Below are 25,743 nucleotides of genomic sequence, written 5' to 3' on the forward strand. Positions count from 1 at the left end.
GGTCACGGGCCGAGGAGGTCCGTGACCGTCCGGGTGTCGCCGTTCCAGTACCGGAGCCCGGTGACGAGCCCGGACGGGAGGTCGCCGAGCGACCGGAGCACGGCGAGTGCCGCCGCGGTCTGCTCTTCGGCGACGCGTCGGGAGAGCGTGACGTGGGGTGTCCAGGCGCCGGGCCGGGTGTGCTCGAAGGCACCGGTGACGTCGCCGGCCACACGTCCGTGCAGCTCCAGCAGCTCGTGCGTGGGGATCGCCGTGAGCGCGAGGACGGCGCCCGAGCGACGCGGGAACAGCAGCGGAGCCCCGAGCCGGACGGCGAACGGCGCGAAGGCCGGTCGCCCGGTGAGCTCGAGGTCCTCGCCGGCCGACAGCGTGACGTGCGGACGGTTGCTCGCACCGCGATGCGTGGCCAGACTGCTGATGCCGAGGTCGAGGAGCGCGTGCCAGCGGTCGCGGACGGCGGCCTCGAGGGCCTCGTCGAACGTCAGATCGACGCTGCGCACCGGTCAGCCGATCGGGAAGAAGCCGTGGACGGCGGCGGCGAAGGATCGCGGCTGCTCCACCCAGGGGTAGTGTCCGCACCCGTCGAGCACGATGGCCTGGCCGAGCGGGAACCGCTTCGCGAGGTCGACGACGGGCGCGAGTCCCGTCAGGCCGTCCTCGGAGCCCGCGACCACGAGCACGGGAGCCGTCACGGTGCGGAGGGCGTCACGAATGTCCTCGACCTCGTCGATCGTCGGGGTGTGCACGAACGCGTCCTGCGCGGCCGGATGCCAGGCGCCCAGTCGCTCGTGTTCGCGGGCGGTGTCGTCCCAATCGCCCCAGGCGATGGGCGCCACCGCCGGGAACAGCCGGTTCCCCGAAGCGGAGTCCGGCGCCGCGAGCAGCGCGGGCAGCGCCTCGAGGAAGCCGGGGTACCAGTCCTCCGCCGCGTGCCGGGCGATGATCTCCGCGCTGTCGTCGTCCGTGTCGACGAGCCAGGTGGCGGGCGGCGTGATGAGGCACAGGCGGTCGAGCCGGTGCGGGTAGCGCGCGGCGTAGCTCACGGCGACGCGGGTGCCGGCGGAGTGCCCGAGGAGTTCGAGGCGGTCGACGTCCAGCCAGCGACGCACGGCCTCGACGTCCTCGGCGAGTTCCGGCCAGCTCGCCGCAGCGGTCGACGATCCGCTCTCGGACCGTCCGACCCCGCGCTGGTGCAGCACGATGAGGCGACGCCTGGTGCTCAGGCCGCCGAGATCACCGAGGTAGACCGGGTGGCGCGCCGGACCGCCGGCGAGGACGACGAGGGGCGGCAGGGTGTCGTCGCCGATCACGTCCACGTGCAGTCTGGTGCCGTCGTGACTCTCGACGACGGCCGACGACCCCGTTCCCGCTGCGGCGCTCATCCGGGCCGCGATCAGGAGACGCGTGCGGCGATGTCGGTGCGGTACTGACCGCCCTCGAGTTCGATGCGCGACAGCGCCTCGTACGCACGTCCGCGTGCCTCCGGAAAGGTGGATCCGAGGGCCACGACGTTGAGGACGCGGCCGCCGGTGGCGACCAGGCCACCGTCGACGTCGGCCGTCGCCGCGTGGACGAGGTGGACCCCCTCGACGGCGACGGCGGCGTCGAGGCCGGTGATGCTCCGGCCGGTGACGGGCGTCTCGGGGTAGTTCTGGCTCGCGAGCACCACGGTCACCGCGCTCGCCTCGGCGAACGCGGGTCGCGGCTGCTCGCCGAGCGTGCCGGTGGCCGAGCCGAGCAGGAGCGCCGACAGCGGCGTGACAAGTCGGGGGAGGACGACCTGCGTCTCCGGGTCGCCGAAGCGCGCGTTGAACTCGATCACGCGGATCCCGCGTTCCGTGAGGATGAGGCCGGCGTAGAGGAGGCCCTGGAACGGGTTGCCCTCCGACGCCAGCTGCCGCACGACGGGGACGGCGACCGTCTCGAGGACCTCGTCGACGAAGGCCGTCTCGCTCCCGAAGCGGTTGTCGAGCCAGGGCAACGGGGAGTAGGCGCCCATTCCGCCGGTGTTCGGACCGGCGTCGCCGTCGAGCAGCCGCTTGTAGTCCTGCGCGGGGGAGAGCGGGAGCACCGTCTCGCCGTCGGTGATGAAGAAGAGGGAGACCTCCTGGCCGTCGAGGAACTCCTCGACGAGGACACCGCCGTAGCCGAGCCAGTTGGTGGCGTGCTGGATGGCCGCATCGCGGTCGTGGGTGACGAGGACGCCCTTGCCCGCCGCGAGGCCGTCGGCCTTGACGACGTAGGGGGCTCCGAAGTCGTCGAGCGCGGCGATCACTGCGTCGAGGTCCTCGGCGCGGACCGCGCGACCGGTGGGTACGCCGGCTTCGTCCATGATCCGCTTCGCGAAGGACTTCGAGCCCTCGAGTGCGGCCGCCGAGCGGTTGGGGCCGAAGACCGGGATGCCGGCGGCGCGCAGCTTGTCGGCCACGCCGGCGACGAGCGGGGCCTCGGGCCCGATGACGACGAGGTCGACGGCTTCGTCCCGGGCGAAGTCGCGCACGATCGAGGGGTTCTCCTGGTCGATGCCGACCACGGTCACGTCGCCCGCGATGCCCGCGTTGCCGGGGGCGGCGATGATGTGGTGCCCGGCCTCTTCGGAGAGGAGAGCCTTGATGATGGCGTGCTCGCGAGCACCGGAACCGAGGACGAGGATCTTCACCCGTCTAGCTTAAGGCGCAATGGCCTAGCCTCGAATGCATGGCCAGACCCAGGATCACGGACGCCGTCGGTCGAGCAGCCCTGGAGCAGGCGCTCGGGCACGCACCGGCGTCGCGCACGGACACGGCGACCGCGGTCCGCTACCTGTTGGAGCTCCTCGTCGAGCGGGCGCCCGGCAACACCGTCGAGGTGCGGGTGCCGCCGTTCGGTGCGGTGCAGTGCATCGAGGGCCCCCGCCACACCCGAGGCACGCCGCCGAACGTCATCGAGATGGACGCACCGACCTGGCTCGCGCTCGCCTCCGGCCGCATCGACTGGACCACGGCGATGGCCGGCGGCACGGTGCACGCGTCCGGCCAGCGGGCGGATCTCACGGGCCTCGTGCCACTGCTGCTGCCGCGCTGACCGGCGCTCCACCACCTCCGCTCCGAGGCGGCTTCAGGCGCGGTCCGGGTACATTGGTGCGGTGACCTCCAACATCGATCCCTCGGCGAACGCCGGTCCCGACGACGCACAGCCGCTCGACGCTCCGGCGGAGACGACGCTCGATGCGACGATCGTCATCCCCACCTACAACGGTGAGATGTACCTCGAACAGATCCTCTCCGCGATCGAGGGGCAGGACTACGACGGCACGTACGAGACCCTCGTCATCGATTCCGGCTCCACCGACCGCACGCTCGACATCGTCGCCGCCCACCCGGACGTCCGGCTGCACGTCATCCCGAACAGCGAGTTCGGCCACGGCCGGACCCGCCAGCTCGCCGCCCGTCTCGCCCGCGGCAAGTACGTCGCGTACCTCACGCACGATGCGATCCCGGGCGACTCCCGCTGGTTGCACGAGCTGACCACGCCCTTGGACCCGGACGGCATGGACGTCGTCGCGGTCATGGGCAAGCAGATCGCGCGGCCGACCTGCTTCCCGTTGCTGAAGTACGAGATCCACGACGTCTTCCGCAACTTCGGACCGGACTTCGGGACGACGGTGTTCGCGAACGACGGCTTCGCCGACGGGAACGGCGGGCTGCTCGACGCCCTCGCGTTCTACTCCGACGTCAACTCGGCCACGCGCCGCGAGCTCCTGCTCGGCGACATCCCGTACCGCGACCTCCCGTACTCCGAGGACATGGCGTTCGGTGCCGACATCATCGCGGCCGGCCTGCGGAAGGCCTACGCGCCGCGGGGCTGGGTCATCCACTCCAACGACCTCACCCTCGACGAGTACCGCAAACGCATCTTCGACGAGACGACGGCTCTCCGACGGATCGGCAAGCCCGTCGCGCGGCTCCGTCGGTCCCGGCAGATCGGCTACACCGTCGTCGGCGCGATCCGCGACGCGAAGCGGATCGTCCGCGACAAGGAGTACGGCTGGAAGCGCCGGGCGTACTGGTTCGTCATGAACCCCGTGTACCACGCGGCGAAGTGGAGCAGCTACTACGTGGCCTCCCGCGTCGACCTGAACGACGAGGCCGCCATGCGAGCCGGATCGCTGGAGCACAGCCGCAAGTAGTCGCCGGACAGCGTTCCGCTCAGACGCGCTGCTCGCTGCTCCCAGCGAACCGGGGTGGTGCATCACCACCTCGTGCGCTGTGATGGAGGCATGAGCACGAATCGACTGTTGGTCCTGGGCGGGACGGAGTTCGTCGGGCGAGCGGTCGTCGACGAGGCCATCGCCGCCGGCTGGGAGGTCACCGTCTTCCATCGCGGTACGAATCGGTCCTCGCCGTCGGACGCGGTCACCGTGCTGCACGGCGACCGGACTCTGCCCGGCGGACTCGACGCGCTCAGGGTCGGGTCGTGGGACGTCGCGGTGGACACCTGGTCGTGGGCTCCGGTCGCCGTCCGCGACGCGGCCGCGCTGCTGGCGGACCGGGTCGGGACCTATGTGTACGTCTCCAGTCGTTCGGTCTACGCCGATCCGCTTCCCGCCGGTGCCGACGAGGACGCGCCGGTCGTCGACGGGTCGGCTCACGACGAGGGCTTCGCGGACTACGCCCGTGCCAAACGCGGCGGTGAGCTGGCCGTCGCACAGGCGTTCGGCGACCGTGCGGTCCTGGCGCGAGCCGGCCTCATCCTCGGCCCGCACGAGAACATCGGCCGACTGCCCTGGTGGCTGGCGCGGATCGCCGAGGGCGGTGAGGTGCTCGCCCCTGGTGCCGCTTCCGACCCCATCCAGTACATCGACGCGCGGGATCTCGCGGCCTTCCTCCTCGCCGCCGGTTCGACGGGCGCGAGTGGTGCGTTCAACGTCGTCAGCGAGCCGCGGGCGACGACGTTGGGGGAGCTGCTCGACGCCTGCGTCGCCGCGACCGGGTCAGGCGCGACCCTCCGCTGGGTGGATCAGGAGCGGGTGCTCGCGGCCGGGATCCAGCCCTGGACCCAACTGCCCGTCTGGCTCCCCACCGGACCGGACGCCGACGCGATGCATCACGGTGACGTCTCGCGCGCGATGGCGGCCGGGCTCCGTCGTCGTCCGCTCGCCGAGACCGTCGCCGACACCTGGGGTTGGCTGCAGGCACTCGGCGGCGTCGCGCCGCAGCGTCCGGACCGGCCCGCCGTCGGACTGGACCGCGCCGTCGAGCGGGCCCTGCTCGCCGGGAGCTGAGCGGTCGTCAGTGGATCTCGCGGAGGAGGGCGAGCCGACTGCGCGTCCTGACCGCGTCGCGGGCGAACCCCTCCGGTCCGAGGGCGGGATCGGTCATGAAGGTCTCCCGGTCGGTGGCGGCCACGACGTGGAGTTCGACGCCGAGATCGCACAGGGCGTCGACGAGGTGGACGAATCGGGCGCGCGCCTCCCGGGTGAGGGCGTGGGACTCGGGCAGGGCGTCGAGGACCCACCGGCCGTCGTCCGCCGCCCAGGCGAGGTAGTCGCCGACCGAGGTCGGACGCTCGATGAGTTCGGCGCTGGCGAACCAGAGGACGCCGTCGCGCGCGGCGGCTGCCTGGAACGTGTGGCCACTGATCGTCAGCGTCGTCGCCTCGCCTGGCCCCGGACGGTGGAGGCCGAGTGCCGCGAGGTGGGCGTCCGCGGACTCGCCGGCGATGGACCAGCTGCCGCGGGCGAAGCCGTCGCCGTGCCTGACCGGGGAGCTGCGACGGTGGTCGGTCGAGCCGGCGAGTTCGAGCACCTGCATGTTCGCTTCGATCAGGGCGATGCCGGGTTCGAAGATGTGGTGGTACCCCGGGTCCGGCAGCAGGTCCTGCGGCGCGGAGTTCGAGCTCGTCAACAGGGTCACCGGTCGGGCGAAGAGCGCTTCGAGCAGCCGGACCATGAGCGCGCCGTCGCCGGGATCGTGCACCTGGAACTCGTCGAAGAGCACGACGTCCACCTCGTCCAGCAGTTCGTCGACCGCTTGCTCGACCGCGTTCGTCACCGCTCCGGCCGCCGCGCGGGACCCGGCGCCCGGTTCGCCCGTCGCCCGAGCGGCGTCGGCGGCCTCCGTGCGGACCCGGTGGATCGCAGCGTGCAGGCCGCGGAAGAAGGAGTGGAAGTGGGCGCGACGCCTCCGATGCGTCGGGAGCGCTGCGAAGAACGCGTCGAGGAGCCAGGTCTTGCCCCGCCCGGCCGCACCCCACAGGTACAGGTGCGCTGGTCGATCCTCGCCGATCCGGAGTGACGCCAGACGCCTCGCCACCTCCAGCTGCTGCGGCTCGAGCGTGAACCCGGCGTCGGCCGCGGCGGATTCGACCGCCGCGAGCAGGGTGTCGTCGGGAGGGATCGGAGCGGGATCGGTCGTCTCGGTCCCCGTCGTGTCCACCGCTCGATCGTACCCGTCGGCACGTCGACCGCGGCCGTTCACCATCGGTTCACGATGCCCAGGATCGTGGGGGAGAATGGAGGCATGACAGACGCCACCGGGCAGCCAGCACCGGAAGCTCAGCACCCATCCGAACCGACCGGTCCGACGCGCTCGACCGAGCCCGACACAGAGGTCGCGACCGTGTACTCCTCCGGTTCGGTCTCGGTGCGCCGGTCGCCGCGCTACTGGCGGTTCCTCGTCATCGGTGCCTTCGTCGGCATCATCGCCGCGCTCATCCTCACCTTCGCGTTCCCGGGGAGCGCCGACTACTCGCTCACCCAGGTGTTCGGCTTCCTCCTGCTCGTGTGCGTCGTCGTCTTCGGCGCGATCGCCCTCGTCATCGGTCTCCTCATCGACCGCTCCATGGCGCGACGGACGCGGATCGTCGCAGCGGATAGAGTTGACGTGCATCCAGCCGGGACCCCCGCGGCCGACGCGGAACCGAACGGTTCCGTCAGTGCCGAGCCAGGTGAGTCCGGCCCCCCGAATCCACCCATCGCAGAAGGTTCAGGACGGTCATGACCTCATCCACCAGCTACCGGGAGGCCGGTGTCGACACGGCAGCCGGTGACCGCGCCGTCGAGCTCATGAAGGCCGCCGTCGCGAAGACGCACGGTCCGGAGGTCTTCGGCGGCTTCGGCGGGTTCGCCGGCCTGTTCGACGCCTCGGCACTCACCGCCTTCCGTCGGCCCCTCCTCGCGACGTCGACGGACGGCGTCGGCACGAAGGTCGCGATCGCGCAGGCCATCGACAAGCACGACACCATCGGCCAGGACCTCGTCGGCATGGTCGTCGACGACATCGTCGTGGTCGGGGCGAAGCCGCTCTTCATGACCGACTACATCGCCTGCGGCAAGGTCCACCCGGAGCGCATCGCCTCGATCGTCTCGGGCATCGCCCAGGCCTGCTCCGACACCGGCACGGCCCTCATCGGCGGCGAGACCGCGGAGCACCCCGGACTCCTCGGGGTCGACGACTACGACGTCGCCGGGGCCTGCACCGGCGCGGTCGAGGCGGACGCCATCCTCGGCGAGCACCGTGTCGAGGACGGCGACGTCGTCCTCGCACTCGCGTCCTCGGGCCTGCACTCGAACGGCTTCTCCCTCGTGCGACACATCCTCGCCCAGGCGGGCGTCGGCTACGCCGACCACAGCGACGACCTCGGCACGACGTTCGGCGAGGCGCTCCTCGAGCCGACGCGGCTCTACACCCTGCCCCTCCTGCGGCTGCTCGACGCCCCGGCCTTCGCGGGTGGCGTCCACTCGCTCAGCCACGTCACCGGAGGTGGGATCGCCGCCAACCTCGCGCGCGTCCTGCCCAAGGGGTCCTGGGCCGAGGTCGACCGCTCCACCTGGAGCCCGTCGCCGGTGTTCCGGACGCTGAGCGCGCTGGCCGGATCCTCGCTCGAGTCGAGCGAGGGCACCTGGAACCTGGGCGTCGGGTTCTTCGCCGTGGTCTCGCCGGCGGTCGCCGCCGGTGTCATGGCGGCGCTCGAGGCCGACGGGATCGCGACCTGGCAGGTCGGCACCGTGCACCTCGGCGACGACGCCGCAGACCTCAGCGCGTTCGAACAGGGTGCCAAGGGGGTCGACGGCGGTGCCGTCCGCCTCGTGGGCGCCTACCGCGACTAGTCGCACCGCTCCGGCCCACCTTCCTCCGTTCCGCCACTCGCCCAGCACGAACCCCAAGGAGTCCCCACGCATGTGCGGCATCGTCGGCATCGTCTCAACCGAGCCTGCCAACCAGCAGGTCTACGACAGCCTCCTGCTCCTCCAGCACCGCGGTCAGGACTCCACCGGCATCGCCACCGCCGACGGCAGCACCTTCCACATGGTCAAGGCCAAGGGCCAGGTGCGCGAAGCCTTCCGCACCCGCGACATGCGCTCCCTCCTTGGCAACATGGGCCTCGGCCACGTGCGCTACGCGACGAAGGGCGACGCCGCCAACGAGAGCGAGGCGCAGCCGTTCTACGTGAACGCGCCCTACGGCATCACCCTCATCCACAACGGCAACCTGACGAACACCCGCGAGCTCAGCAAGGACCTGTTCCACGTCGACCGTCGCCACGTGAACTCCACGAGCGACACCGAGCTGCTGCTCAACGTCCTCGCGACGGAGCTGCAGGGACAGATCAGCGGTCTCGACCTCGATCCCGACCAGGTGTTCAACGCCGTCGAGAACGTGCACGAGCGGGTCGAAGGCTCCTACGCGACGATCGCCCTCATCGCCGGTCACGGCCTGCTCGCCTTCCGCGACCCGTTCGGCATCCGTCCGCTCATCCTCGGCAAGCGCCAGACGGGCCTGGTCGGCAACGACTGGGTGGTCGCCTCGGAGTCGCTCGTCCTCGAGGCCGGCGGCTACGAGATCGTCCGTGAGATCGCCCCGGGCGAGGCCGTCTTCATCACCGCGTCAGGTGAGCTGTACTCGCGGCAGTGCGCGAAGAACCCGCGGCTCGTTCCGTGCTCCTTCGAGTACGTGTACCTCGCTCGCCCCGACTCCGTCATGAACGGCATCTCGGTCTACGAGGCCCGACTGCGTCTCGGCAACCGGCTCGCCGACACCATCGCCGAGTACACGCCGATGGGTGACATCGACGTCGTCATGCCGATCCCGGACTCCTCCCGCCCAGCGGCCATGCAGGTCGCCCAGAAGCTCGGCATCGAGTACCGCGAGGGCTTCTACAAGAACCGGTACGTGGGGCGCACCTTCATCATGCCGGGCCAGGCGCAGCGCAAGAAGAGCGTCCGTCAGAAACTCAACGCGATGGGCTCGGAGTTCAAGGGCAAGAACATCCTCATCGTCGACGACTCGATCGTCCGCGGCACGACGTCGAAGGAGATCGTCGACATGGCGCGTCTCGCCGGTGCCAACAAGGTGACCTTCACCTCCGCCGCACCGCCGGTCCGCTACCCCCACGTGTACGGCATCAACATGCCGTCCCGCCAGGAGCTCGTCGCACACGGCAAGAAGATCCCCGACATCGCCCGCGAGCTGGGCGCCGACAACCTCATCTACCAGGAGGTCGCCGACATGAAGGCCGCGATCCTCGAGGGCTCCGGCATCAGCGACCTCGAGATGAGCTGTTTCACCGGCGAGTACGTCACGGGCACCGTCTCCGAGGAGTACCTCGAGTGGGTGGAGCGCTCGCAGCTCTCCTGAGTCCCGCCTGAACGACGAAGCGCGCGAGCCCCGAGGGGATCGCGCGCTTCGTCGTTCAGGAACCGGCTGCTACTCCGGCGCACCGGGCTGCTCGAGCGGCGCCGACGTGGCCGCGGGGGCCGCCTTCGGCTTCGTCGTGCGCGGCTTCGCCGGTGCCTTCGCGGTGGCCGGCTTCGCTGCGGCGCCCGTCGTCTTCGTCGTCGGTGCCTTCGTGGCTGCGGCCTTCGGCGTCGTGGTCTTGGCTGCTGCGGCCTTGGGCGTCGTCGAACCGGTGGTGGCGCGCGTCGAACTCGTCTTGCGGACGGTGCTGCCCGCGGCCGTCGCCGTCGTGGTCGTCTTGGCGGCGGGCTTGCGGGCCGTCGTCGAACGCGTCGTCGTCGACCGGCTGGTCGACGTACGGGGCGCCCTCACGGCCGCGGCCGGTGCAGTGGCCGACACGGTCTCGTCGCGTCCGGTCGTGTCGGCGGGGCCGGTCTCGTCGCTCGCGAGGCGCGCCTCGGTCTCGTCGGCGGCGGCCGCGACGGTTTCGGCGTCGCCCGTCGACGACGACTCGAGGACGATCGACTCGGCCGGTTCGGTGGACGTGTTCGGCGCTGCTGCGGCCTCGGGTGCTCGGTCGGTGCCGGAGAAGACCGCGGCGAACTGCTCGGTCGGGGTGGGCTCGGCGGCGCGCACCCAGTCCGAGGTGGGCTCCGCTGCAGGAGCCTCAGGGGTCGGAGCCTCGGTCGACGGTGCCTGATAGGCGCCGTACTGCTGCGTCGCCTGGGAGCCCTGCTGGGTCTGCTGCGTGCCGTAGCCGCCCGTCTGGCCACCCGCGTACCGCGAGGTGTCGTAGGCGGTCGTCTGTCCGTACTGTGCGGGGTCGTACACCGGCGCCTGGCCGGTCTGGCCCGCCTGGTACGGGTGCTGCTCGTAGCCGCTCTGGCCGGCGTAGGGTGCCTGCGTGGCGTTCGGCTGCGAGGCGGCCTCACGAGCGGCGGCGCGCTGCCGCTGCCGCTCCACGAGGCGCGCGACCTCGGCGTCGATGGCGTCCTCGGTGATGTGCTTGGGCGGACCGTAGGCGTCGAGTCCGACGAAGACCAGGGCGATGCCCATCACGAAGATCGGCCAGATCGGCCAGAAGTATCCCCAGGCGCCGGTGAGGAGCCAGATGACGATCAGGAGGACGGAGACCGCACCCCAGACGGCGAGAAACTGCTTGAAATCGTGCTGCGCCTTCAGGCGCTTCTTGGCGGCAACGCGGAGCTCGTCGGTGTTCATCCGTCCAGGCTAGTCTCCGCCCAGCGAGAACTCCATTTGCCAACAGTCGTCTGAGAGATCACCCAGCCGCGAGGTGCTGGAGCGAGGGCGAACCGCCGATGCGGGGGCGCGCCGGAACGGTGCGAAGGGCGCGCCTACGCGCCCTTCGCCTCACCGTCGGCGTACTTCTCGGCGTATTCAGCCCACTTGGCGATCTCGTCGTCGTAGCTCTCGTCGACGCCCGTGCCCGGGTGGTCGACGGAGTGCCCCGTGAGCTCGCGCTCGAGCGCGTTGTAGTTCACGTCCGGGCTGAACGACTTGAGCTCACGAGCGATCTTCGTGTGCTTTGCCTTTTGACGGCCACGACCCATGCGAGACCCCCTCATGATTTTCTGACCGGCCGCGCTTGCGGGGCGTCCGGGGCTTTCGCCTACCAGGGAACGATAAAGACTAGCGTTGAGCTTACCATGCCGCCCGTGGACGGGGCGCTCGTACGGAGACGGTCTGCCGGGCACCGATGCCGACACCGCGACGGAACGGGGCTGGGCCAGGACGCCGAGTGGTGGGACGATGGACCCATGACCGGAACCCTGCACATCACCGGAGATGCGGACGCCGACCGCCTGTTGTCGACCGACCCGCTCGCCCTCCTCGTCGGCATGCTGCTCGATCAGCAGGTGCCGATGGAGACCGCGTTCGCCGGCCCGCTGAAGATCAGCGACCGCCTCGGTTCCTTCGACGCGGCCACCATCGCGCGGGAAGAACCCGAGGCGTTCGCCTCCCTCTTCAAGACGAGTCCCGCCGTGCACCGGTTCCCGGGTTCCATGGCCGGCCGGGTGCAGGGGCTCTGCGCCGCGATCGTCGACGACTGGGACGGCGACGCGGAGGCGATCTGGACGCGCGACGCGCCCGACGGCCCGGAGATCCTGAAGCGCCTGCTCGCCCTCCCGGGGTTCGGCGAGCAGAAGGCGAAGATCTTCCTCGCGCTCCTCGGCAAGCAGTACGGGCTCGACGCGGCCGACTGGCGGAAGGCCTCGGCGCCCTACGGCGAGGACGGCAGCCTCCGGTCCGTCGCCGACATCGTCGATCCGGAGTCACTCGCGCAGGTGCGGGCGACGAAGCAGGCGGCCAAGGCCGCCGCGAAGCGCGCGAAGGGGGAGTGACGACATGAGCGACGAGCAACGGTCCACCGCGATCGTGGTCGGTGTCACGCCGGGGCAACCCGACTCCGTCCTCGTCGAGGCGGCGTCGTTCGCGCAGGCCTTCGCCTGCCGGCTCGTCCTCGCCCACGTCGATGCGAGCCGGTTCGTCGTGGTCGAGAACGTCGACGGCACCGTCACGTCGCTGCCGTTCGACGCCGATCTGCACGACTTCGAACCGGAGCCCGCCGATCCCGGCCTGGAGGCGACGGCGCATCGTCTCCTCGACGAGACCGGCGTCGCGTGGGAGCTGACCCAGCTCGCCGGGGACCCGGCGCGTGCCCTCGGCCGACTCGCCGATTCGGTGTCCGCGCGGGCGATCATCGTCGGGACCCGGGAGCGTGGCCTCCGGAAGGGCATCCTCGAGTTCTTCAACGGTTCCGTCGCCGCGACGCTGGCCCATCGGCAGGCGCGTCCGGTGATCGTGGTCCCACTCGCGCCGAGTGCCACCGACGAACCGCTCTGGGACGCCTCCGCCGGCGACCTGCGGTGACGGCCGCTCCGACGGGGACACGGGCTCCGCACCTCCAACCCGCCACGATCGCGATGGTCGCGCTCGGTGGTGCGATCGGGACGGCTGCCCGCGAGGCGATCTCCCTCGCGATCCCGCCCATCGGTGGTGTCCCCGTGGCCATCCTCGGCATCAACGTCGTCGGCGCCTTCCTGCTCGGTCTCCTCCTCGAGTCGCTCCTCCGACGCGGGCCCGACGCCGGCCGTCGACGCGATCTCCGCCTCTTCCTCGGCACCGGCGTCCTCGGCGGCTTCACGACGTACAGCGCGCTCGCGGCCGACAGCAGCGTCCTCCTCATCGAGGGGAGCGCCCTCGTGGGAGTGCTGTACGCGGTGGGGAGCGTCGTGCTGGGCGCCCTGGCGAGCTGGGGCGGCATCGTCCTCGCCCGACGGATCGGCGGTGGCCGCTCGTGACGCCCTGGCTCTTCCTCGCGATCGCGGCGGCCGGCGGTGTGGGCGCCGCGGCCCGCTTCGTCGTCGACGGCATCGTCCGTTCCCGTGTGGGCGGCGCCTACCCGTGGGGCACGACCGTGATCAACGTCAGCGGGTCGCTGCTGCTGGGCTTCGTCACTGCGCTGGCCCTCGGCGGGGTCGTCGACGAGGCGTGGCGGCTCGTCCTCGGAGGCGGGCTGCTCGGTGGGTACACGACGTTCAGCACCGCGAGTGTCGAGACCGTCCGGCTGCTCCACGACGGACGTTCCCGGGCCGGACTGGCGAACGCGTTGGGCATGCTCGTCGCGTCGGTCGTCGCGGCCCTGGTCGGCTACGGGCTCGGTTCGCTCCTCGCCTAGCCGCTCGTTCGCCCGAAGATGGGCGAACGGACGCGGCGGCTATGCCTCGAAGCGGCGGTTGTGCCGGAGGTTCAGCACGATCGGGATCCCGAGGGCGACGATGAGCAGCAGGATGCTCCAGAAGCCGATCTCCGACCACAGCAGGAAGACCCCGAAGACCCCGAGTCCGCCCGACAGGCCGCGCAGGATGATCGTGAACTGCGGGAGTCGCTGCGGGCGGCCCTGCCACATCGGCAGCGGCGAGTCGGGGTTCGCGGCGATGAGGCGGACCATCGACAGCGTCCCGAAGACGGCCGCGAGGAACAGCAGCGAGAGACCCCAGGTGAACATGTCCCCAGTCTGTCAGTCTGCGACACGTCCCTCACGCCGCGCCGGAGCGCGTGGCCGATCAGGAGCGGGGCTGCCCCGTGTTGCGGTCGATGTGCGGCTTCCGCTCGACCGGCTTCTTGACGCGGACGATCTCGCCACGTCGTTCCTGGCCGGGCAGCGGCCGTGACCGACGTCCGTAGATGAGCTCCGAGGAGTCGAGCAGCCACGGCACGAGGGCGACGGTCACGCCGTGGACGAGCATGATCTGGTTGCGGATCCGCGACGCCCGCCGGTTGTGGAGGAGGCTCTCCCACCAGTGCCCGACGATGTACTGCGGCATGTAGACGGTGACGACCTCGGCGCCGTGCTCAGCACGGTGCGCCTTGATGTACTTCGCGAGCGGCATCGCGAACTCGCGGTACGGCGACTCGAGGATGACGAGCGGCACGTGGATGTTCTGTTCGATCCACTGCTGCTCGAGCAGCTTCGTGGCCTCCGGATCGATCGACATGTGGACCGCTTCGAGGCTGTCGTGCTTGGCGGCGATCGCGTAGTCCAGCGCCTTGAGGATCGGCTTCTGCATCTTGCCGACGAGGACGATCGCGTGGTCGCCGGTCGCGCCGAAGGTCGTGGTCGGGTCGACCTCGACCTCCTTCTCGACGTCGCGGTAGTAGCGGTTCACGCCGAGCATGAGGACGAAGAGGATCGGCATGAGCACGAAGACGAGCCAGGCGCCATGGGTGAACTTCGTGATCGTCACGACGATGAGGACGCTCGCCGTGAGCAGGGCGCCGAACGCGTTGATCGCGAGGCCCCGGTAGACGGAGCCGCGGTTGTCGCAGCCCTCCCGCAGCATCCGCAGCCAGTGCTTCACCATGCCCGTCTGGCCGAGGGTGAACGACACGAACACCCCGATGATGTACAGCTGGATGAGCTGGGTGAGGTTCGCCTGGTACACCACGAGGATCGCGCATGCGGCGAGACCCAGGATGATCATGCCGTTCGAGAACACGAGGCGGTCGCCACGGGTGTTGAGCGACTTGGGGGCGTAGGAGTCGCGCGCGAGGACGGCGCCGAGCAGCGGGAAGCCGTTGAACGCGGTGTTGGCCGCGAGGAGCAGGACGCACGCGGTCGCCGCCTGGATGAGGAAGAACGGGATGCTGTTCGCGCCGAAGACCGCGGTCGCGACCTGGGCCATGAGGCTCGGCTGCGGCGTCGTCGCGCAGTCCGCGAACCCTTCGAGGTGACAGGCGTTCTCGGCGTAGTGCACGCGTGAGATGAGGGCGAGCGCGGTGAGGCCGACGAACAGCACGATCGCGGTGCCGCCCATGAGGACCAGCGTCTTCTGGGCGTTCTTGATCTGCGGGCGGCGGAACGCCGGGACGCCGTTCGAGACGGCTTCGACACCGGTGAGTGCTGAACAACCGGAGGAGAAGGCGCGGAGGAGGAGCAGGATGAACGCCGCCTGGGTGAGGCTCTCGCCCTGCACGGTGAACTCGGCGCTCGACGCGACCGGGGCGTCGCCCATGAACGTGCGGGCGAGTCCGGCGACGATCATGACGAGCACGCTCGCGATGAAGAAGTAGGTGGGGATCGCGAAGGCCTTGCTCGACTCCCGCACGCCACGGAGGTTCACGGCCATGAGGACGAGGACGAATCCGACGGCCAGCTCGACGCGCCACGGGTTCAGCCCGGGGATCGCGGAGATGATGTTGTCGACGCCCGAGGCCACCGACACGGCGACCGTGAGGACGTAGTCCACCAGGAGAGCGGAGGCGACCACGAGGCCGGCCTTCTCGCCGAGGTTCCGGTGGGCGACCTCGTAGTCGCCACCACCCGACGGGTACGCCTTGATGAGCTGCCGGTAGCTCGCGACGACCACGACGAGCAGGATCACGACGCACGCCGCGACCCACGGCGCGAAGCTCAGGAAGGCGAGCCCGCCGAGCGTGAGGATCATGAGGAGTTCCTGCGGCGCGTACGCCACACTCGACAGTGCGTCGCTCGCGAAGATCGGCAGCGCGAGCCGTTTGGGGAGGAGCTGGCCCTCCAGGTTCTCGGTCGGCAGCGGGTCCCCGATCAACCAGCGTTTTGCCGATCGTGGTTCTGTCCCGGGCTCTCGACCCTCAGTTGTCACGAGCGGCGATATTACTCCTTCGGGAACCGGAGTCAAGCGGGGATGAGCTGGATGGACAGGCATCGTCACCCGACCGTGACGCAGTGTTCATCGAGCGGGGGAGTGGCGGACCCGGATGGTCGACCAATATCCTGATCGACGGCTGTTGGCTGGCTGTGAGCCTGAACAGTCGCTCGTGATCGACACCCACCTCAAGGACCCTCATCGTGACCGCTCGCCGTCGTCTCCTCCCGCTCGCCCTCGCCGCTCTCGCTGCGGCCCTGACGCTCTCCGGTTGCAGTGTCGTGGAGGGCATCCTCCCGAAGCCCGCCGAGACCCGGGATGCGCAGTCCGGCGAGATCGTCGGTGGAGGCACCACGGACGTCTTCACCCTCTCGGTCGGTGACTGCCTGAACGACGAGTCGTCGTCCGACGAGGTCACGGAGGTGCCGACCGTGCCCTGTTCCGAGCCGCACCAGTACGAGGTGTACGGCGAGGTCACGCTGACCGGCGACGAGTGGCCCGGCGAGGAGGCCGTCACGCAGCAGGCCGACGACGGGTGCTACGCGCAGTTCCAGGCGTTCGTCGGGATCGTCTACGAGGACTCCAGCCTCGAGTTCAACTACTACACGCCGACCGAGGCCAGCTGGAACGGGGTGGACGACCGGCTCGTCACCTGCGTGATCTACGACTCCGCGGCGACCACGGGCTCGCTGGCCGGCGCGGCACGCTAGGCCGACCGCACACGCCGTACCGACGGAACCGCCCGACTCCTGTGAGGGGTCGGGCGGTTCTGTGTCTCGGCCTGCGTGTCGGGGCGCTCAGCCCTGCAGGCGCTCGCGCAGGCGGTCGCGGACGGCGACGAGGTCGGCACGCAGGGCCGAGACGGTGTCGTCGTCGAGCACGCCCCCACGGGCGACGTGCTCGCGGAGTTCGGCTCGGACCGCCTGCCGGAACTCGTTGATCGACACGTCGGTCTCGTGGAGCGCCAGGCGACCCTGCACCTTCTGGTCGGCGCTCTCCTCGGCGGTCGACGTCCAGCTCGGACCGGGCTTCGCGGACTGCTTCGCCTCGCGCGCGGCGGAGGCGAGATCGGCCCGGAGGCTCTTCATGGCCGCCGTGACGCCGCTGCGGACCTCGTCGGCGATGCGGCGGACGGAATCGGTGAGCTGGTCCTCGATGCCGTCGAGTTCACCCGCCCGTGCCGCGAGCTCCGCCCGGCCCGCCTCGGTGATCTCGTAGACGGTCTTCCGGCCGTCGCTCGTCTTCGTGACGAGCCCCTCCTCCTCCAGCTTCGCGAGGCGCGGGTAGATGGTGCCGGCGCTCGGGCTGTAGGTGCCACCGCTCCGGTCGGTGAGCGCCTGGATGAGTTCGTAGCCGTGCTTCGGCGACTCGTCGAGCAGGCTCAGGAGGTACAGTCGCAGGCTGCCGTGGGCGAAGACGGGGCTCATGCGCCTGCCTCGCTCCCTGCGGTGGTGGCCGCGCGTGCCGGCTCGGCAGCCGAGCGGCGGAGGACGGTCACCGCGCCGCCGACGGTGTTCATGCGCACCTCGGCGAACTGTCCGGACAGGGCGCCGGTGTGCGAGTTGTACCCGCCGCCGCGCAGTCCCTTGAGGACGACGCCGTCGATCGCCAGGCGGCCGCCGACCGAGTTCGCGGTGTAGCGGGCGGCGAGTTCCTCGTCGAGGCGGACCGTGATCGCGCCGCTCACGGTGTTCAGGTCGAGCTGCTCGCACGCACCGTGGATGTCGAGGAGCAGGTCGGAGGAGACGCCGTCGATCGAGGCGCGCGTGATGTCGCCGGAGACGGTGACGTCGCCCGAGACCGTGTGCGCCTGGATGCGACCCGTGTGGTTCTGGACCGTGAGCTCGCCGCTCACGGAGTTGAGGTCGAGTCGCCCGGTCATGCGGTCGGCCACGAGGTCGCCGGACACCGTGTTGAGCTTGGCGTCTGCGGTGAGGCCTGCGACCAGTCCACTGGCGCTGACGACACCGAACGTCAGGGCGATGTCGCGGGGGACGAGGACACTGACCTGGGCCGTGGCGCGATTGGCGCCGAAGTTCGAGAACACTTCGAGGAAGTTGTCCCAGCGCAGCTGCGGGTGGTCGATCTCGGCGACGTCGCCGTCGATGGTGATCTTGAGGTCCTTGCCGGTGACGGCCCCCACCTCGATGCGGGCGCCGGGCTCGTCGTGTCCGATGATGTCGACCTGGCCGCCGATGAGGCCGACCTTGAGTCGTCTCACGAGTTCGAGGTCGATGATGCGGCTCTCGCCGGGAGCGATGATCCACTTCTCCTGTGCCATGGTGCGGTTCCTTCCGAGTGATCGCGATATATCGCGTTGAACTGGAATTCACGATATATCGCGTCTCGGTGCATGGCAACCCCTGGAACCTCCGGGATCACCCTGAGTCGACCCTGGGATCGGCGACCGCTCAGTACCAGGGAGCGATGGCCAGGTCGTCCGGTACGGACCCCTCGTCGCTCGGCGGTCCGTCGCCGTCGAGGCAACTCGACCCGGCCGGGACCTCCGAGCGCGCCGACCACGGGTCGTCGGCCTCCGCATGGAAGGGCACGTACCCGACGAGCTTCGAGGACGGAGGCCTCACCTCGGCCTCGAGCGCAGCGGTGAAGTCGTCGAACTCCTTCGTGGCGTACACCGTCGCGCCCTCCAGTCCGGACGACCGATCCAGCTCGCAGGAGACGGCCACCGGTCGCCAACCTGCCTCGCGCAGCTGGGCCAACATGGCGGTGGCGGCAGGCCAGGCGGGCCCGCTCACTCCTGGTTCCGCGGTGACGTCCGTCGGCCAGAGGTCGTCGACCGTGATCGCCCCGCGTTGCACACTGACGTTGGCCGAGGTGTCCGGAACCCGTGGCCCGGTGACGCTGCCTTCCGCGAAGAGCGGATCATCGGCCAACGCGGTGAGCCGGGCATCGTCGGTCTCGTCCGCCACGACGGGGGTCGACGACAGGCCGCATCCCGTGCAACAGAGCGCCGCGACGAGGATGGTCGACGACACGGTCGCGAGGCGACGATGGATCTGCTGCATGACGGCCCCTTCCGCGGCGCCCGGGTGGACGCGTCACCCTCACCGTAACCGACGCCCCGTCGTGCGCCAGGTCCGACGCCCACCGGGCTATGGGGAGTGCTGCCCATCGTCTTGGGGAGCCGGCTGGGACAGGGTGGAGCCATCGGATCAGGCGCATCACCGGGATCGGCCGGGCAGCGCGAACAGCACCGGAGAGCGGGGAACCATGAGCGGCACGATGCAGGTGGACGATGCGGGCCTGGCGGCGGTCGTCCAAGCGGTCGCCGGCGCGGCGTCGAGCGCGACGGGGATCTTCTCCACGTGCCTCGACACGTCGTTCCTCGACGAGCAGGTGGCCACGAGCGCCGCCGCCTTCGAACTGACGTGGCGGACCGAAATGACGGAGGCGGGCAAGACGCTCGACGACTTCGCGCGGTGGATGCAGAACGTCGCGGACACGATGGCCGGTACGGATGCGGCGCTCGCCGAGGACGCCTCATGACCGCGCCGTCGCCGCCGGCCCGGACATGCACGGCTGCTCAGCCCGACCGCCGTGATGCGGCCGAGCGGGCCGAGACCGGCGCGCGGGTCGCGTCGCTGGCCGCGGAACTCCGAGGTGCCGGCGTCCCCGCCGGCGTCACCGAGCAGGTCGCGAGTGTGGTCCGCACGGCCGGTCTCGACGCCGTCATCGGCCTCGGCGCCGGCATGCTGACGGACGAGCAGGCGGGGGCGGTGTTGCTCGACGCCCTCCTCGACGCGCGTCGCCGAGGAGCCGACAGTGCGGAGACGGCCGCCGAACTGCGCGCGGTCGCCAAGCTGCAGACCGTCGTCCTGCGGCTCCTCTCCGGCCTCGCCGCGACCAGGAGCACCACCGGAAACAAGGACCGACCATGAACCTCTCCGAACTCCGCACCAAGAGCTCAGCCGAGATCGACGTGCTCGCCACCTTCATCGGCTCGTTGAGCGGCGACCCGTTGAGCTTCATCACGTCGATCGGTTCGTTCGTCGATCGCGCGGTCGGGCTCATCCCCAGATCCTCGACGTTCGCGGACACCCCGCCGCCGGGTGACCCGGCCACCATCGACGGGCTCGCGGAGCAGTACGAGAACGCGGCGCTCGCCGCGGAGGCGATCCAGACCACGCTCTCCACCGTCACCGGGTCGAGCCTGCCGGACGCCCTCGTCGGGGTGACGGGCGCGAGTGCGACGCAGGTCCTGGCGTCCGTCGACACCCTCGTCGGCACCGAGATCGAGGGGCTCCGATCCGGGGCCAGCGGCCTCCGAGACTACGCGGACGCCATCACCTCGGCGCGCACCGCCCACCAGCCGGGTGCCGACAGCATCCGCGACGGCCACCGGACCATCGGGAACATCTCCGTGAACCCGTGGGCGATGACGAACCCGATCACCGGAGCAGGAGAGGTCGCCGGGGTGATCTCGGACCTCATCCGCGGAGCTGGTCAGATCCTCGACGGCGTATCCGTCTGCCACGAAGCCTACGAGGACGCATGGGCGGCCGGTGAGGCGCTGCAGCGGGCCCTGTCGGACTCCGAGGGCTACGCCGTGCTCGCCGGCGTCGAGGTGCCCGTGGGCCAGACGAGGCTGGACGTCCTCGTCTCGCGGACGCAGTTCCCGAACGGCGACCCCGACGGTTCGGTCCTCTCCGAGACGGAGTGGGCCAACTACGTCCAGAACTGGAACGCGATGAGCGACGACGAACGGGAGCGCATCCTCGCGGCGATGGAGGAGTCCGGCGACCCCGCCGTCAGCGCCCTCCTCATGAGTGCGATCGCCACCGGCGCCGGCAGTTCCTCCGTGCTCGCCCTCGCCGACGCGATCAAGAACGCTCCCCCCGGCGAACGCCAGCGCATGATCGACGAGCTCACGAACCTCGGCGTCGGCGACAACGGGGACGCCACGGTGAACGGCGAGACCTTCGACCAGTACAACAACAAGACCTGCGGGTCGACGACGCTCATCACCCTCGCCGCCCAGTCGGACCCGTTCCTCGCCTACTGGCTGCAGACCGGCGAGTTCCTCGACGGCCATGTGCCCGACTACCTCCGGGGTCTCGACCTCGCCGATGCGGCCGGTCTGGACACGGAGGATCGGATGACGTTCCTGCAGCAGGCCGTCCAGGACCGCGCGAACGACCTGTTCCCCGGCCCCATCGACTACCCGAACGTCGCGGGCACGGCACCCGGCGGCGCGGTCGCCGAATCCGACCGCACCGGTACCGACTACCACATCGACTGGACCAACGCCCTGGGTGGTGACTCGGGCCGAGGTGCAGCACTCACCGAGGCCGCGGTGGCAGCGAACGACGGGACGCCCGTCCCGCTCCTCGTCGGCCCGAGCGACAACACCATCCCGCAGCATTACGTGCTCATCATCGGCTTCCACGACGGCGTCTACGAGATCTACGATCCGTCGACCGGCGAGACGAACTCCGTGGACGAGGACATCATGCTGAACGGCTCGGATGAGCCGGTCACCGGCTTCGCGAACTGGAACCAGATTTACGCGGTCGTGAACCCGAGCTGACCCTTCGACAAGCTCAGGGACCGGGCAGCGTGCTCGAGGGCAGCGGAGACCACAGCGGCATCAGCGCCAGTGGTACTCGAGCTGACCCTTCGACAAGCTCAGCGACCGGGCGCGGCCGTCCGATGCTCATCCGACCCGCTTGCGTCGTCGGGTGATGAGGATGGCGGCACCGACGGCGAGCAGCATCGAGGACGGCAGGGCGATCGCGAGCGGGAGGCCGAAGGGGACGTCGAGCAGGGCCGCGACGGCGAGGGCGACGGCGAACCCGAGGCCGACTCCGGCGCCGGTCATCGCACTCATGATGACGGGGTCGATCAGCGCGGGGCGGGCGGTGGATGTCGTCGAGGAGGTCATGCTCCGAGCCTAGGAACCACCCGCTCAGCCGACATCCGTCGGCTGACTGATCCGTCATCGAGACGGTCTCCGCCGAGCGGGGGAGGTCGGCGCGGCATCAGCGCCAGCGGTACTCGAGTTCCGGGCGGCCGGGGGAGCCGTACCGGGGCGACCGCTCCACCGCGCCCGTCTCGGCGAGGTACTCGAGGTAGCGTCTCGCCGTCACCCGTGACAGGGACCCGGCCGCCGCCGCCTCGCTCGCCGACAGCGGAGCCGCTGCGTTGCGCAGGAGGTCCGAGACCAGCCGCAGGGTGTCCTCCGAGAGTCCCTTCGCCAACTGCGGGCGGGAGGACGGCGCCCGCAGCGTGGCGAGGGTGAGGTCCACCTCGTGCTGGCTCGCGACCGAGCCCTCCGCCGACATCGTGTGCCGGAAGGATCGATACGCCTCCAGCTTGTCGGCGAACGCGGGGAACGCGAACGGTTTGATGAGGTACTGGACGATGCCCGCCGAGACCGCCGCTCGGACGATCCGGAGATCACGGGCCGCGGTGATTGCGATGACGTCGACGTCGATACCCGCCGTCCGGATGCGTCGGCAGAGCTCGAGACCGTGCGCGTCCGGCAGGTTGAGGTCGAGCAGGACGAGGTCGATCCGGTCGTCGGGGGAGCGGCGGGCCGCAGCTGCCCGCAGCGCCTGCATCGCGGTGGCCGCATCGCCCGCCACGGCGGCGAGTTCGAAGCCCTCGACGCGGCGCAGGTATGACGCGTGGGCCTGCTGGGCGATCGGTTCGTCCTCGACGACCAGGACCCGGATGCGCTCGCTCATGTGCCTGCCTCGTCCCGGACGCCGACCGCGGCCGGCAGCGTCACGACGAACGCCGAGGAGGGCTCGCGGACGACCTCGACCGTGCCGCCGAGCCGTGTCACCGCCTGCTGGACCAGCGCGAGACCGAACCCCCGGCCGTATCGGCCGGGCTCCTTCGTCGACCAGCCGCGTACGAACGCGAGGTCGAGCGCCTCCGGGGGCAGGCCCGGTCCGCTGTCGGTCACCTGGATCACGAGCTCCGTCGTCTCGGCGTCGTCGCACCGCCCGGCGCCGAGGTCGTCCGGCAGCCCCTGCCCGAGGTAGACCTCCACCCAGGGGCGATCGCCGGACGCCGCGTCGATCGCGTTGTCGATGAGGTTGCCGAGGATGGTGACGATCACGGCCGGGTCGACGCGCACGCGTCCGAGCGCGGGGTCGCTCTCGAGGTGCAGCTCGACCCCCTGCTCGGCCGCCTGCGCCGTCTTGCCGAGCAGCAGCGCCGAGATCACCGGCTCCTGTTCCGCCGCGAGCACGCGGTCGGTCAACCGCTGACTCGCTCCGAGTCCCTGCGCCGCGAGGTCGAGCGCCTCCTCCCGCCGGTCGAGCTCGATGAGCGAGACGATCGTGTGCAGCCGGTTCGCGAACTCGTGGGTCTGCGCGCGCAGGGCGTCGCTCATCGTGCGCATCGACGCCAGCTCGCCGCTCAGGTGTTCGATCTCGGTGTGGTCGCGCAGCGTCATCACCCACCCACGCGGGTGCGGGCCTGCCGTCTCGCCCGGACCGACCGCCGACTCCTGGTTCACGACGAGCACGTGGTCGCGTGTGAGGTGGATCTCGTCCACGGCCTGGCGTCCGCTCGCGAGGAGCTCGCGCAGGCCGGCGTCGATCGGCAGCTCGTCGACCGGCGCCGCTCCCGGGGAACGCTCGCCGAGGGGCAGCCCGAGCAGTTCGGACGCCTGGTCGTTGACGAGCACGAGACGGCGGTGGCGGTCCACGAGGACGAGCCCCTCCCGCACCGAGTGGAGCACCGACTCGTAGTAGTCGAACATCCTGGCGAGGTCCTCCGGTCCGCGCGACCCGGTGACCCGTGCGAGGTAGCGGCGGAGCGTCCAGGAGCCGATCGCGCCGATGACGAGCACGAGCAGAGCCGTTCCGAGCAACCACGGCACCCGGGTCTCGAAGGTCTCGGACACGTTGCTGACCGTGACGCCTGCGGCGACGAGGGCGACGACCTCGCCGGCGTCGTCACGGATGGGTGCGACGGCGCGGACGGAGGGGCCGAGCGTGCCCGTGTACGTCTCGGTGAAGGTCCGTCCCTCGAGCGCCGGTCCGATCGTGCCGATGAACGGCTTGCCGATCTGGTCGCGCTCGCGGTGCGTGTACCGGGTGCGATCCGGAGCCATGATCGTCACGAAGTCGACACCGGTGTCGCGCATGAGCGCCTCGGCGTAGGGCTGGAGTGCGTCCGACGGGCGATCCGAGCCGAGCTGCGCGACGACGTAGGGGTTGTCCGCGACGCCGTTCGCGACGTCGAGGCACTTCGCGACCGCGCGGTCCTCGGTCTCGGTGCGGGCCTGGAACCACAGCAGGACTCCGGCGACGAGCGTCATCGCGACGACCGCGACGAGCTGTACGAGGAAGAGCCGCGAGGCGATGCTCCTGGACCGACCGGCCATCGCGTCACCTCCGTCTGCTCCGTCGCGTCGACCCCTCAAGTATCGGGGGTGACGACGGCCACAGGCGTCGCCGACCGCGACCAGTACGACCACAAGCGGTCACTACGACCACAACCCGGTCGATCCGCCGGCGTGGTCGCAGCATGGGTCGATCGACCACCCGCTGCCGCACTGACGCGGCCGACGAAACGGATCCGGAATGGCAATGACGCTCTCCTCCCTGAAACGGCTGGACAAGACCCACTACCTCTACCTCGCGGTGATCGTCGCGGTGCTCGCCGGCATCGTCGTCGGACTCGCCGCCCCGGAGTTCGCGAAGGGACTCAAACCCATCGGCGACGCCTTCGTGGCGCTGATCAAGATGATGATCGCCCCGGTCATCTTCTGCACCATCGTGATCGGCGTCGGGTCGATCGCGAAGGCCGCGACCGTCGGCAAGGTCGGCGGGCTCGCGCTGCTGTACTTCATCGTGATGTCGACCTTCGCCCTCGCGATCGGCCTCGTCGTCGGCAACCTCATCCAGCCGGGCGCCGGCTTGAACCTCGCCGAGACGAGCTACCAGGTGGAGGGGGAGGCCAAGAGCACGACCGAGTTCATCCTCGGCATCATCCCCACGACGCTCGTGTCCTCGCTGACCGGCGGCAACATCCTGCAGGTCCTCTTCGTCGCCCTGCTCGTCGGCTTCGGCCTGCAGAAGATGGGGACGACGGGTGAACCGATCCTGCGCGGCATCAAGCTCATCCAGGCGCTCGTGTTCCGGGTGCTCGCGATGATCATGTGGATCGCGCCGATCGGTGCCTTCGGTGCGATCGCCGCCGTGACCGGGTCCGCCGGCGCGAGCGCGCTCGTCGGGCTCGCCACGCTCATGATCGCGTTCTACATCACCTGCGCGTTGTTCATCGTCGTCGTGCTCGGCGGGGTCTTGCGCCTCGCCACGGGCTTCAACATCTTCAAGCTCATGAAGTACCTCGGCCGCGAGTACCTCCTCATCGTCGGCACCTCCTCCTCCGAGGCCGCGCTGCCGCGACTCATCGCGAAGATGGAGCACCTCGGTGTCTCCAAGCCGGTCGTCGGCATCACCGTCCCGACGGGCTACTCCTTCAACCTCGACGGCACCGCGATCTACCTCACCATGGCGTCGATCTTCATCGCCGACGTCATGGGCGTCCCGATGAACCTCGGGGAGCAGATCTCGCTCCTCGTGTTCATGATCATCGCGTCGAAGGGCGCCGCGGGCGTCACCGGCGCCGGTCTCGCGACCCTCGCCGGCGGCCTGCAGGCCAACCGACCCGACCTCGTCGACGGTGTCGGCCTCATCGTCGGCATCGACCGCTTCATGTCGGAGGCGCGTGCGCTCACGAACTTCACCGGCAACGCGGTCGCCACGATCATCATCGGCACGTGGGTGAAGGAGGTCGACCGGGTGCAGGTCGGCGAGGTCCTCTCCGGTCGCTCGCGGTTCGACGAGGCGACGATGAGCGTCGACGACCACACGGGCGCAGTGGCGGTGGCGAAGCCCTGAGGGATCGGCCCTTCGACAGACTCAGGGACCGGACATCCGGTCCCTGAGTCTGTC

General features: G+C 70.2%; 29 protein-coding genes. 15 read left to right on the forward strand and 14 right to left on the reverse strand.

All coding sequences use genetic code 11. The features are described 5' to 3' along the window. Positions 1 to 2: 2 nt before the first annotated feature. From ACQG07_RS12075 to purD, 3 genes are read right to left on the reverse strand one after another with little or no spacing between them, the layout of a single operon-like run. On the reverse strand, positions 3 to 500 hold the full coding sequence (locus tag ACQG07_RS12075; protein WP_426738411.1) for a 2'-5' RNA ligase family protein: 498 nt from the start codon (positions 498 to 500) through the stop codon (positions 3 to 5). A 3-nt stretch (positions 501 to 503) separates the two neighbouring features. After that, the gene (locus ACQG07_RS12080; RefSeq protein WP_426738412.1) at positions 504 to 1,382 is read right to left on the reverse strand and encodes an alpha/beta fold hydrolase; all 879 of its coding nucleotides are present in this window, start codon (positions 1,380 to 1,382) and stop codon (positions 504 to 506) included. 11 nt (positions 1,383 to 1,393) lie between these two features. Next, a complete protein-coding gene (gene purD / locus ACQG07_RS12085; RefSeq protein ID WP_426738413.1) occupies positions 1,394 to 2,659 on the reverse strand; it encodes a phosphoribosylamine--glycine ligase in 1,266 nt (421 codons plus the stop codon). 38 nt (positions 2,660 to 2,697) lie between these two features. Between purD and ACQG07_RS12090 the strand changes: the two genes are divergently transcribed. The 3 genes from ACQG07_RS12090 (at position 2,698) to ACQG07_RS12100 (ending at position 5,263) form a co-directional block, all read left to right on the forward strand. Further along, positions 2,698 to 3,063, forward strand: a complete 366-nt coding sequence (locus ACQG07_RS12090; RefSeq protein WP_274499386.1) for a sterol carrier family protein — start codon at positions 2,698 to 2,700, stop codon at positions 3,061 to 3,063. 61 nt (positions 3,064 to 3,124) lie between these two features. After that, entirely contained in the window at positions 3,125 to 4,168 is a 1,044-nt protein-coding gene (locus ACQG07_RS12095; RefSeq protein WP_274499387.1) for a glycosyltransferase family 2 protein, read from the forward strand. 90 nt (positions 4,169 to 4,258) lie between these two features. Next, the gene (locus ACQG07_RS12100) at positions 4,259 to 5,263 is read left to right on the forward strand and encodes an NAD-dependent epimerase/dehydratase family protein (protein ID WP_274499388.1); all 1,005 of its coding nucleotides are present in this window, start codon (positions 4,259 to 4,261) and stop codon (positions 5,261 to 5,263) included. 7 nt (positions 5,264 to 5,270) lie between these two features. Here the strand turns inward: ACQG07_RS12100 and zapE are convergent, their stop codons facing one another. Beyond that, positions 5,271 to 6,416 carry a cell division protein ZapE gene (gene zapE / locus ACQG07_RS12105; RefSeq protein ID WP_426738414.1) on the reverse strand — a complete coding sequence of 382 codons (1,146 nt, stop codon included), beginning with the start codon at positions 6,414 to 6,416 and terminating at the stop codon, positions 5,271 to 5,273. Between the two features lie 84 nt (positions 6,417 to 6,500). Between zapE and ACQG07_RS12110 the strand changes: the two genes are divergently transcribed. From ACQG07_RS12110 to purF, 3 genes are all read left to right on the forward strand, one after another. Beyond that, positions 6,501 to 6,980, forward strand: a complete 480-nt coding sequence (locus ACQG07_RS12110) for a DUF2273 domain-containing protein (protein ID WP_426738415.1) — start codon at positions 6,501 to 6,503, stop codon at positions 6,978 to 6,980. Then, positions 6,977 to 8,089 carry a phosphoribosylformylglycinamidine cyclo-ligase gene (purM, locus tag ACQG07_RS12115; protein ID WP_191940497.1) on the forward strand — a complete coding sequence of 371 codons (1,113 nt, stop codon included), beginning with the start codon at positions 6,977 to 6,979 and terminating at the stop codon, positions 8,087 to 8,089. Before ACQG07_RS12110 ends, purM begins: the two co-directional genes overlap by 4 nt. Before the next feature lie 70 nt (positions 8,090 to 8,159). Further along, entirely contained in the window at positions 8,160 to 9,617 is a 1,458-nt protein-coding gene (purF, locus tag ACQG07_RS12120; RefSeq protein WP_085511828.1) for an amidophosphoribosyltransferase, read from the forward strand. 69 nt (positions 9,618 to 9,686) lie between these two features. Here purF and ACQG07_RS12125 read toward each other — a convergent pair whose 3' ends face one another. Further along, positions 9,687 to 10,877 carry a 2TM domain-containing protein gene (locus ACQG07_RS12125; protein WP_426738416.1) on the reverse strand — a complete coding sequence of 397 codons (1,191 nt, stop codon included), beginning with the start codon at positions 10,875 to 10,877 and terminating at the stop codon, positions 9,687 to 9,689. A 134-nt stretch (positions 10,878 to 11,011) separates the two neighbouring features. Further along, entirely contained in the window at positions 11,012 to 11,227 is a 216-nt protein-coding gene (locus ACQG07_RS12130) for a DUF3073 domain-containing protein (RefSeq protein WP_064294210.1), read from the reverse strand. Positions 11,228 to 11,434: 207 nt separating this feature from the next. Between ACQG07_RS12130 and ACQG07_RS12135 the strand changes: the two genes are divergently transcribed. From ACQG07_RS12135 to crcB, 4 genes are read left to right on the forward strand one after another with little or no spacing between them, the layout of a single operon-like run. Then, positions 11,435 to 12,019, forward strand: coding sequence for an HhH-GPD-type base excision DNA repair protein (locus tag ACQG07_RS12135; RefSeq protein WP_426738417.1), 585 nt, complete (start codon positions 11,435 to 11,437; stop codon positions 12,017 to 12,019). A gap of 4 nt (positions 12,020 to 12,023) precedes the next feature. After that, positions 12,024 to 12,548 carry a universal stress protein gene (locus tag ACQG07_RS12140; RefSeq protein ID WP_192004545.1) on the forward strand — a complete coding sequence of 175 codons (525 nt, stop codon included), beginning with the start codon at positions 12,024 to 12,026 and terminating at the stop codon, positions 12,546 to 12,548. 53 nt (positions 12,549 to 12,601) lie between these two features. After that, positions 12,602 to 12,979, forward strand: a complete 378-nt coding sequence (locus tag ACQG07_RS12145; protein ID WP_192004791.1) for a fluoride efflux transporter FluC — start codon at positions 12,602 to 12,604, stop codon at positions 12,977 to 12,979. Next, positions 12,976 to 13,356: a fluoride efflux transporter CrcB gene (crcB, locus tag ACQG07_RS12150; protein WP_274499395.1), complete on the forward strand. Its 381-nt coding sequence runs from the start codon at positions 12,976 to 12,978 to the stop codon at positions 13,354 to 13,356. The genes ACQG07_RS12145 and crcB overlap by 4 nt, the downstream gene beginning before the upstream one ends. 39 nt (positions 13,357 to 13,395) lie before the next feature. Here crcB and ACQG07_RS12155 read toward each other — a convergent pair whose 3' ends face one another. Both ACQG07_RS12155 and ACQG07_RS12160 read right to left on the reverse strand, forming a co-directional pair. Then, positions 13,396 to 13,686, reverse strand: a complete 291-nt coding sequence (locus ACQG07_RS12155) for a hypothetical protein (protein ID WP_064294214.1) — start codon at positions 13,684 to 13,686, stop codon at positions 13,396 to 13,398. Positions 13,687 to 13,744: 58 nt separating this feature from the next. Next, on the reverse strand, positions 13,745 to 15,748 hold the full coding sequence (locus ACQG07_RS12160) for an APC family permease (RefSeq protein ID WP_249406893.1): 2,004 nt from the start codon (positions 15,746 to 15,748) through the stop codon (positions 13,745 to 13,747). A gap of 260 nt (positions 15,749 to 16,008) precedes the next feature. Here ACQG07_RS12160 and ACQG07_RS12165 point away from each other — a divergent pair, with 260 nt between their 5' ends. Further along, positions 16,009 to 16,515, forward strand: coding sequence for a septum formation family protein (locus ACQG07_RS12165; protein ID WP_229940073.1), 507 nt, complete (start codon positions 16,009 to 16,011; stop codon positions 16,513 to 16,515). Positions 16,516 to 16,602: 87 nt separating this feature from the next. On the opposite strand, the gene ACQG07_RS12170 is transcribed toward ACQG07_RS12165, so the two are convergent. From ACQG07_RS12170 to ACQG07_RS12180, 3 genes are all read right to left on the reverse strand, one after another. Next, the gene (locus tag ACQG07_RS12170) at positions 16,603 to 17,232 is read right to left on the reverse strand and encodes a PadR family transcriptional regulator (protein WP_124768676.1); all 630 of its coding nucleotides are present in this window, start codon (positions 17,230 to 17,232) and stop codon (positions 16,603 to 16,605) included. Beyond that, positions 17,229 to 18,086 (reverse strand): DUF4097 family beta strand repeat-containing protein, encoded by an 858-nt coding sequence (locus ACQG07_RS12175; protein ID WP_274499398.1) that lies wholly within the window; start codon positions 18,084 to 18,086, stop codon positions 17,229 to 17,231. The genes ACQG07_RS12170 and ACQG07_RS12175 overlap by 4 nt, the downstream gene beginning before the upstream one ends. Positions 18,087 to 18,216: 130 nt before the next feature. Further along, positions 18,217 to 18,831, reverse strand: coding sequence for a hypothetical protein (locus tag ACQG07_RS12180; RefSeq protein ID WP_274499399.1), 615 nt, complete (start codon positions 18,829 to 18,831; stop codon positions 18,217 to 18,219). A gap of 205 nt (positions 18,832 to 19,036) precedes the next feature. Between ACQG07_RS12180 and ACQG07_RS12185 the strand changes: the two genes are divergently transcribed. Genes ACQG07_RS12185 through ACQG07_RS12195 form a run of 3 tightly spaced genes read left to right on the forward strand, consistent with a single transcriptional unit; the run spans position 19,037 to position 21,353 of the window. Further along, a complete protein-coding gene (locus ACQG07_RS12185) occupies positions 19,037 to 19,312 on the forward strand; it encodes a hypothetical protein (RefSeq protein ID WP_124768679.1) in 276 nt (91 codons plus the stop codon). Further along, a complete protein-coding gene (locus ACQG07_RS12190; protein WP_124768680.1) occupies positions 19,309 to 19,704 on the forward strand; it encodes a hypothetical protein in 396 nt (131 codons plus the stop codon). Before ACQG07_RS12185 ends, ACQG07_RS12190 begins: the two co-directional genes overlap by 4 nt. Beyond that, complete coding sequence (locus tag ACQG07_RS12195; protein WP_426738418.1) at positions 19,701 to 21,353, forward strand: hypothetical protein; 1,653 nt, start codon at positions 19,701 to 19,703, stop codon at positions 21,351 to 21,353. Before ACQG07_RS12190 ends, ACQG07_RS12195 begins: the two co-directional genes overlap by 4 nt. A 126-nt stretch (positions 21,354 to 21,479) precedes the next feature. Here ACQG07_RS12195 and ACQG07_RS12200 read toward each other — a convergent pair whose 3' ends face one another. From ACQG07_RS12200 to ACQG07_RS12210, 3 genes are all read right to left on the reverse strand, one after another. Continuing rightward, complete coding sequence (locus tag ACQG07_RS12200) at positions 21,480 to 21,707, reverse strand: hypothetical protein (RefSeq protein WP_124768682.1); 228 nt, start codon at positions 21,705 to 21,707, stop codon at positions 21,480 to 21,482. A gap of 97 nt (positions 21,708 to 21,804) precedes the next feature. Further along, complete coding sequence (locus ACQG07_RS12205) at positions 21,805 to 22,512, reverse strand: response regulator (protein ID WP_426738419.1); 708 nt, start codon at positions 22,510 to 22,512, stop codon at positions 21,805 to 21,807. Then, positions 22,509 to 24,167 carry an ATP-binding protein gene (locus tag ACQG07_RS12210; RefSeq protein WP_426738420.1) on the reverse strand — a complete coding sequence of 553 codons (1,659 nt, stop codon included), beginning with the start codon at positions 24,165 to 24,167 and terminating at the stop codon, positions 22,509 to 22,511. The genes ACQG07_RS12205 and ACQG07_RS12210 overlap by 4 nt, the downstream gene beginning before the upstream one ends. 199 nt (positions 24,168 to 24,366) lie before the next feature. Between ACQG07_RS12210 and ACQG07_RS12215 the strand changes: the two genes are divergently transcribed. Further along, complete coding sequence (locus ACQG07_RS12215) at positions 24,367 to 25,689, forward strand: cation:dicarboxylate symporter family transporter (protein WP_086474609.1); 1,323 nt, start codon at positions 24,367 to 24,369, stop codon at positions 25,687 to 25,689. The last annotated feature ends 54 nt before the right edge of the window (positions 25,690 to 25,743 follow it).

It is taken from the genome of Plantibacter sp. 2H11-2 (assembly GCF_050031945.1).
Lineage (GTDB): Bacteria > Actinomycetota > Actinomycetes > Actinomycetales > Microbacteriaceae > Plantibacter > Plantibacter auratus.

Coding starts and splice junctions, on each gene's coding strand:
- ACQG07_RS12080 (WP_426738412.1), bottom strand. CDS start 1,382: ATGAGCGCCGCAGCGGGAACGGGGTCGTCGGCCGTCGTCGAGAGTCAC.
- ACQG07_RS12090 (WP_274499386.1), top strand. CDS start 2,698: ATGGCCAGACCCAGGATCACGGACGCCGTCGGTCGAGCAGCCCTGGAG.
- ACQG07_RS12100 (WP_274499388.1), top strand. CDS start 4,259: ATGAGCACGAATCGACTGTTGGTCCTGGGCGGGACGGAGTTCGTCGGG.
- ACQG07_RS12110 (WP_426738415.1), top strand. CDS start 6,501: ATGACAGACGCCACCGGGCAGCCAGCACCGGAAGCTCAGCACCCATCC.
- purM (WP_191940497.1), top strand. CDS start 6,977: ATGACCTCATCCACCAGCTACCGGGAGGCCGGTGTCGACACGGCAGCC.
- purF (WP_085511828.1), top strand. CDS start 8,160: ATGTGCGGCATCGTCGGCATCGTCTCAACCGAGCCTGCCAACCAGCAG.
- ACQG07_RS12125 (WP_426738416.1), bottom strand. CDS start 10,877: ATGAACACCGACGAGCTCCGCGTTGCCGCCAAGAAGCGCCTGAAGGCG.
- ACQG07_RS12130 (WP_064294210.1), bottom strand. CDS start 11,227: ATGGGTCGTGGCCGTCAAAAGGCAAAGCACACGAAGATCGCTCGTGAG.
- ACQG07_RS12135 (WP_426738417.1), top strand. CDS start 11,435: ATGACCGGAACCCTGCACATCACCGGAGATGCGGACGCCGACCGCCTG.
- ACQG07_RS12140 (WP_192004545.1), top strand. CDS start 12,024: ATGAGCGACGAGCAACGGTCCACCGCGATCGTGGTCGGTGTCACGCCG.
- ACQG07_RS12145 (WP_192004791.1), top strand. CDS start 12,602: ATGGTCGCGCTCGGTGGTGCGATCGGGACGGCTGCCCGCGAGGCGATC.
- ACQG07_RS12155 (WP_064294214.1), bottom strand. CDS start 13,686: ATGTTCACCTGGGGTCTCTCGCTGCTGTTCCTCGCGGCCGTCTTCGGG.
- ACQG07_RS12170 (WP_124768676.1), bottom strand. CDS start 17,232: ATGAGCCCCGTCTTCGCCCACGGCAGCCTGCGACTGTACCTCCTGAGC.
- ACQG07_RS12175 (WP_274499398.1), bottom strand. CDS start 18,086: ATGGCACAGGAGAAGTGGATCATCGCTCCCGGCGAGAGCCGCATCATC.
- ACQG07_RS12180 (WP_274499399.1), bottom strand. CDS start 18,831: ATGCAGCAGATCCATCGTCGCCTCGCGACCGTGTCGTCGACCATCCTC.
- ACQG07_RS12185 (WP_124768679.1), top strand. CDS start 19,037: ATGAGCGGCACGATGCAGGTGGACGATGCGGGCCTGGCGGCGGTCGTC.
- ACQG07_RS12190 (WP_124768680.1), top strand. CDS start 19,309: ATGACCGCGCCGTCGCCGCCGGCCCGGACATGCACGGCTGCTCAGCCC.
- ACQG07_RS12195 (WP_426738418.1), top strand. CDS start 19,701: ATGAACCTCTCCGAACTCCGCACCAAGAGCTCAGCCGAGATCGACGTG.
- ACQG07_RS12200 (WP_124768682.1), bottom strand. CDS start 21,707: ATGACCTCCTCGACGACATCCACCGCCCGCCCCGCGCTGATCGACCCC.
- ACQG07_RS12205 (WP_426738419.1), bottom strand. CDS start 22,512: ATGAGCGAGCGCATCCGGGTCCTGGTCGTCGAGGACGAACCGATCGCC.
- ACQG07_RS12210 (WP_426738420.1), bottom strand. CDS start 24,167: ATGGCCGGTCGGTCCAGGAGCATCGCCTCGCGGCTCTTCCTCGTACAG.
- ACQG07_RS12215 (WP_086474609.1), top strand. CDS start 24,367: ATGGCAATGACGCTCTCCTCCCTGAAACGGCTGGACAAGACCCACTAC.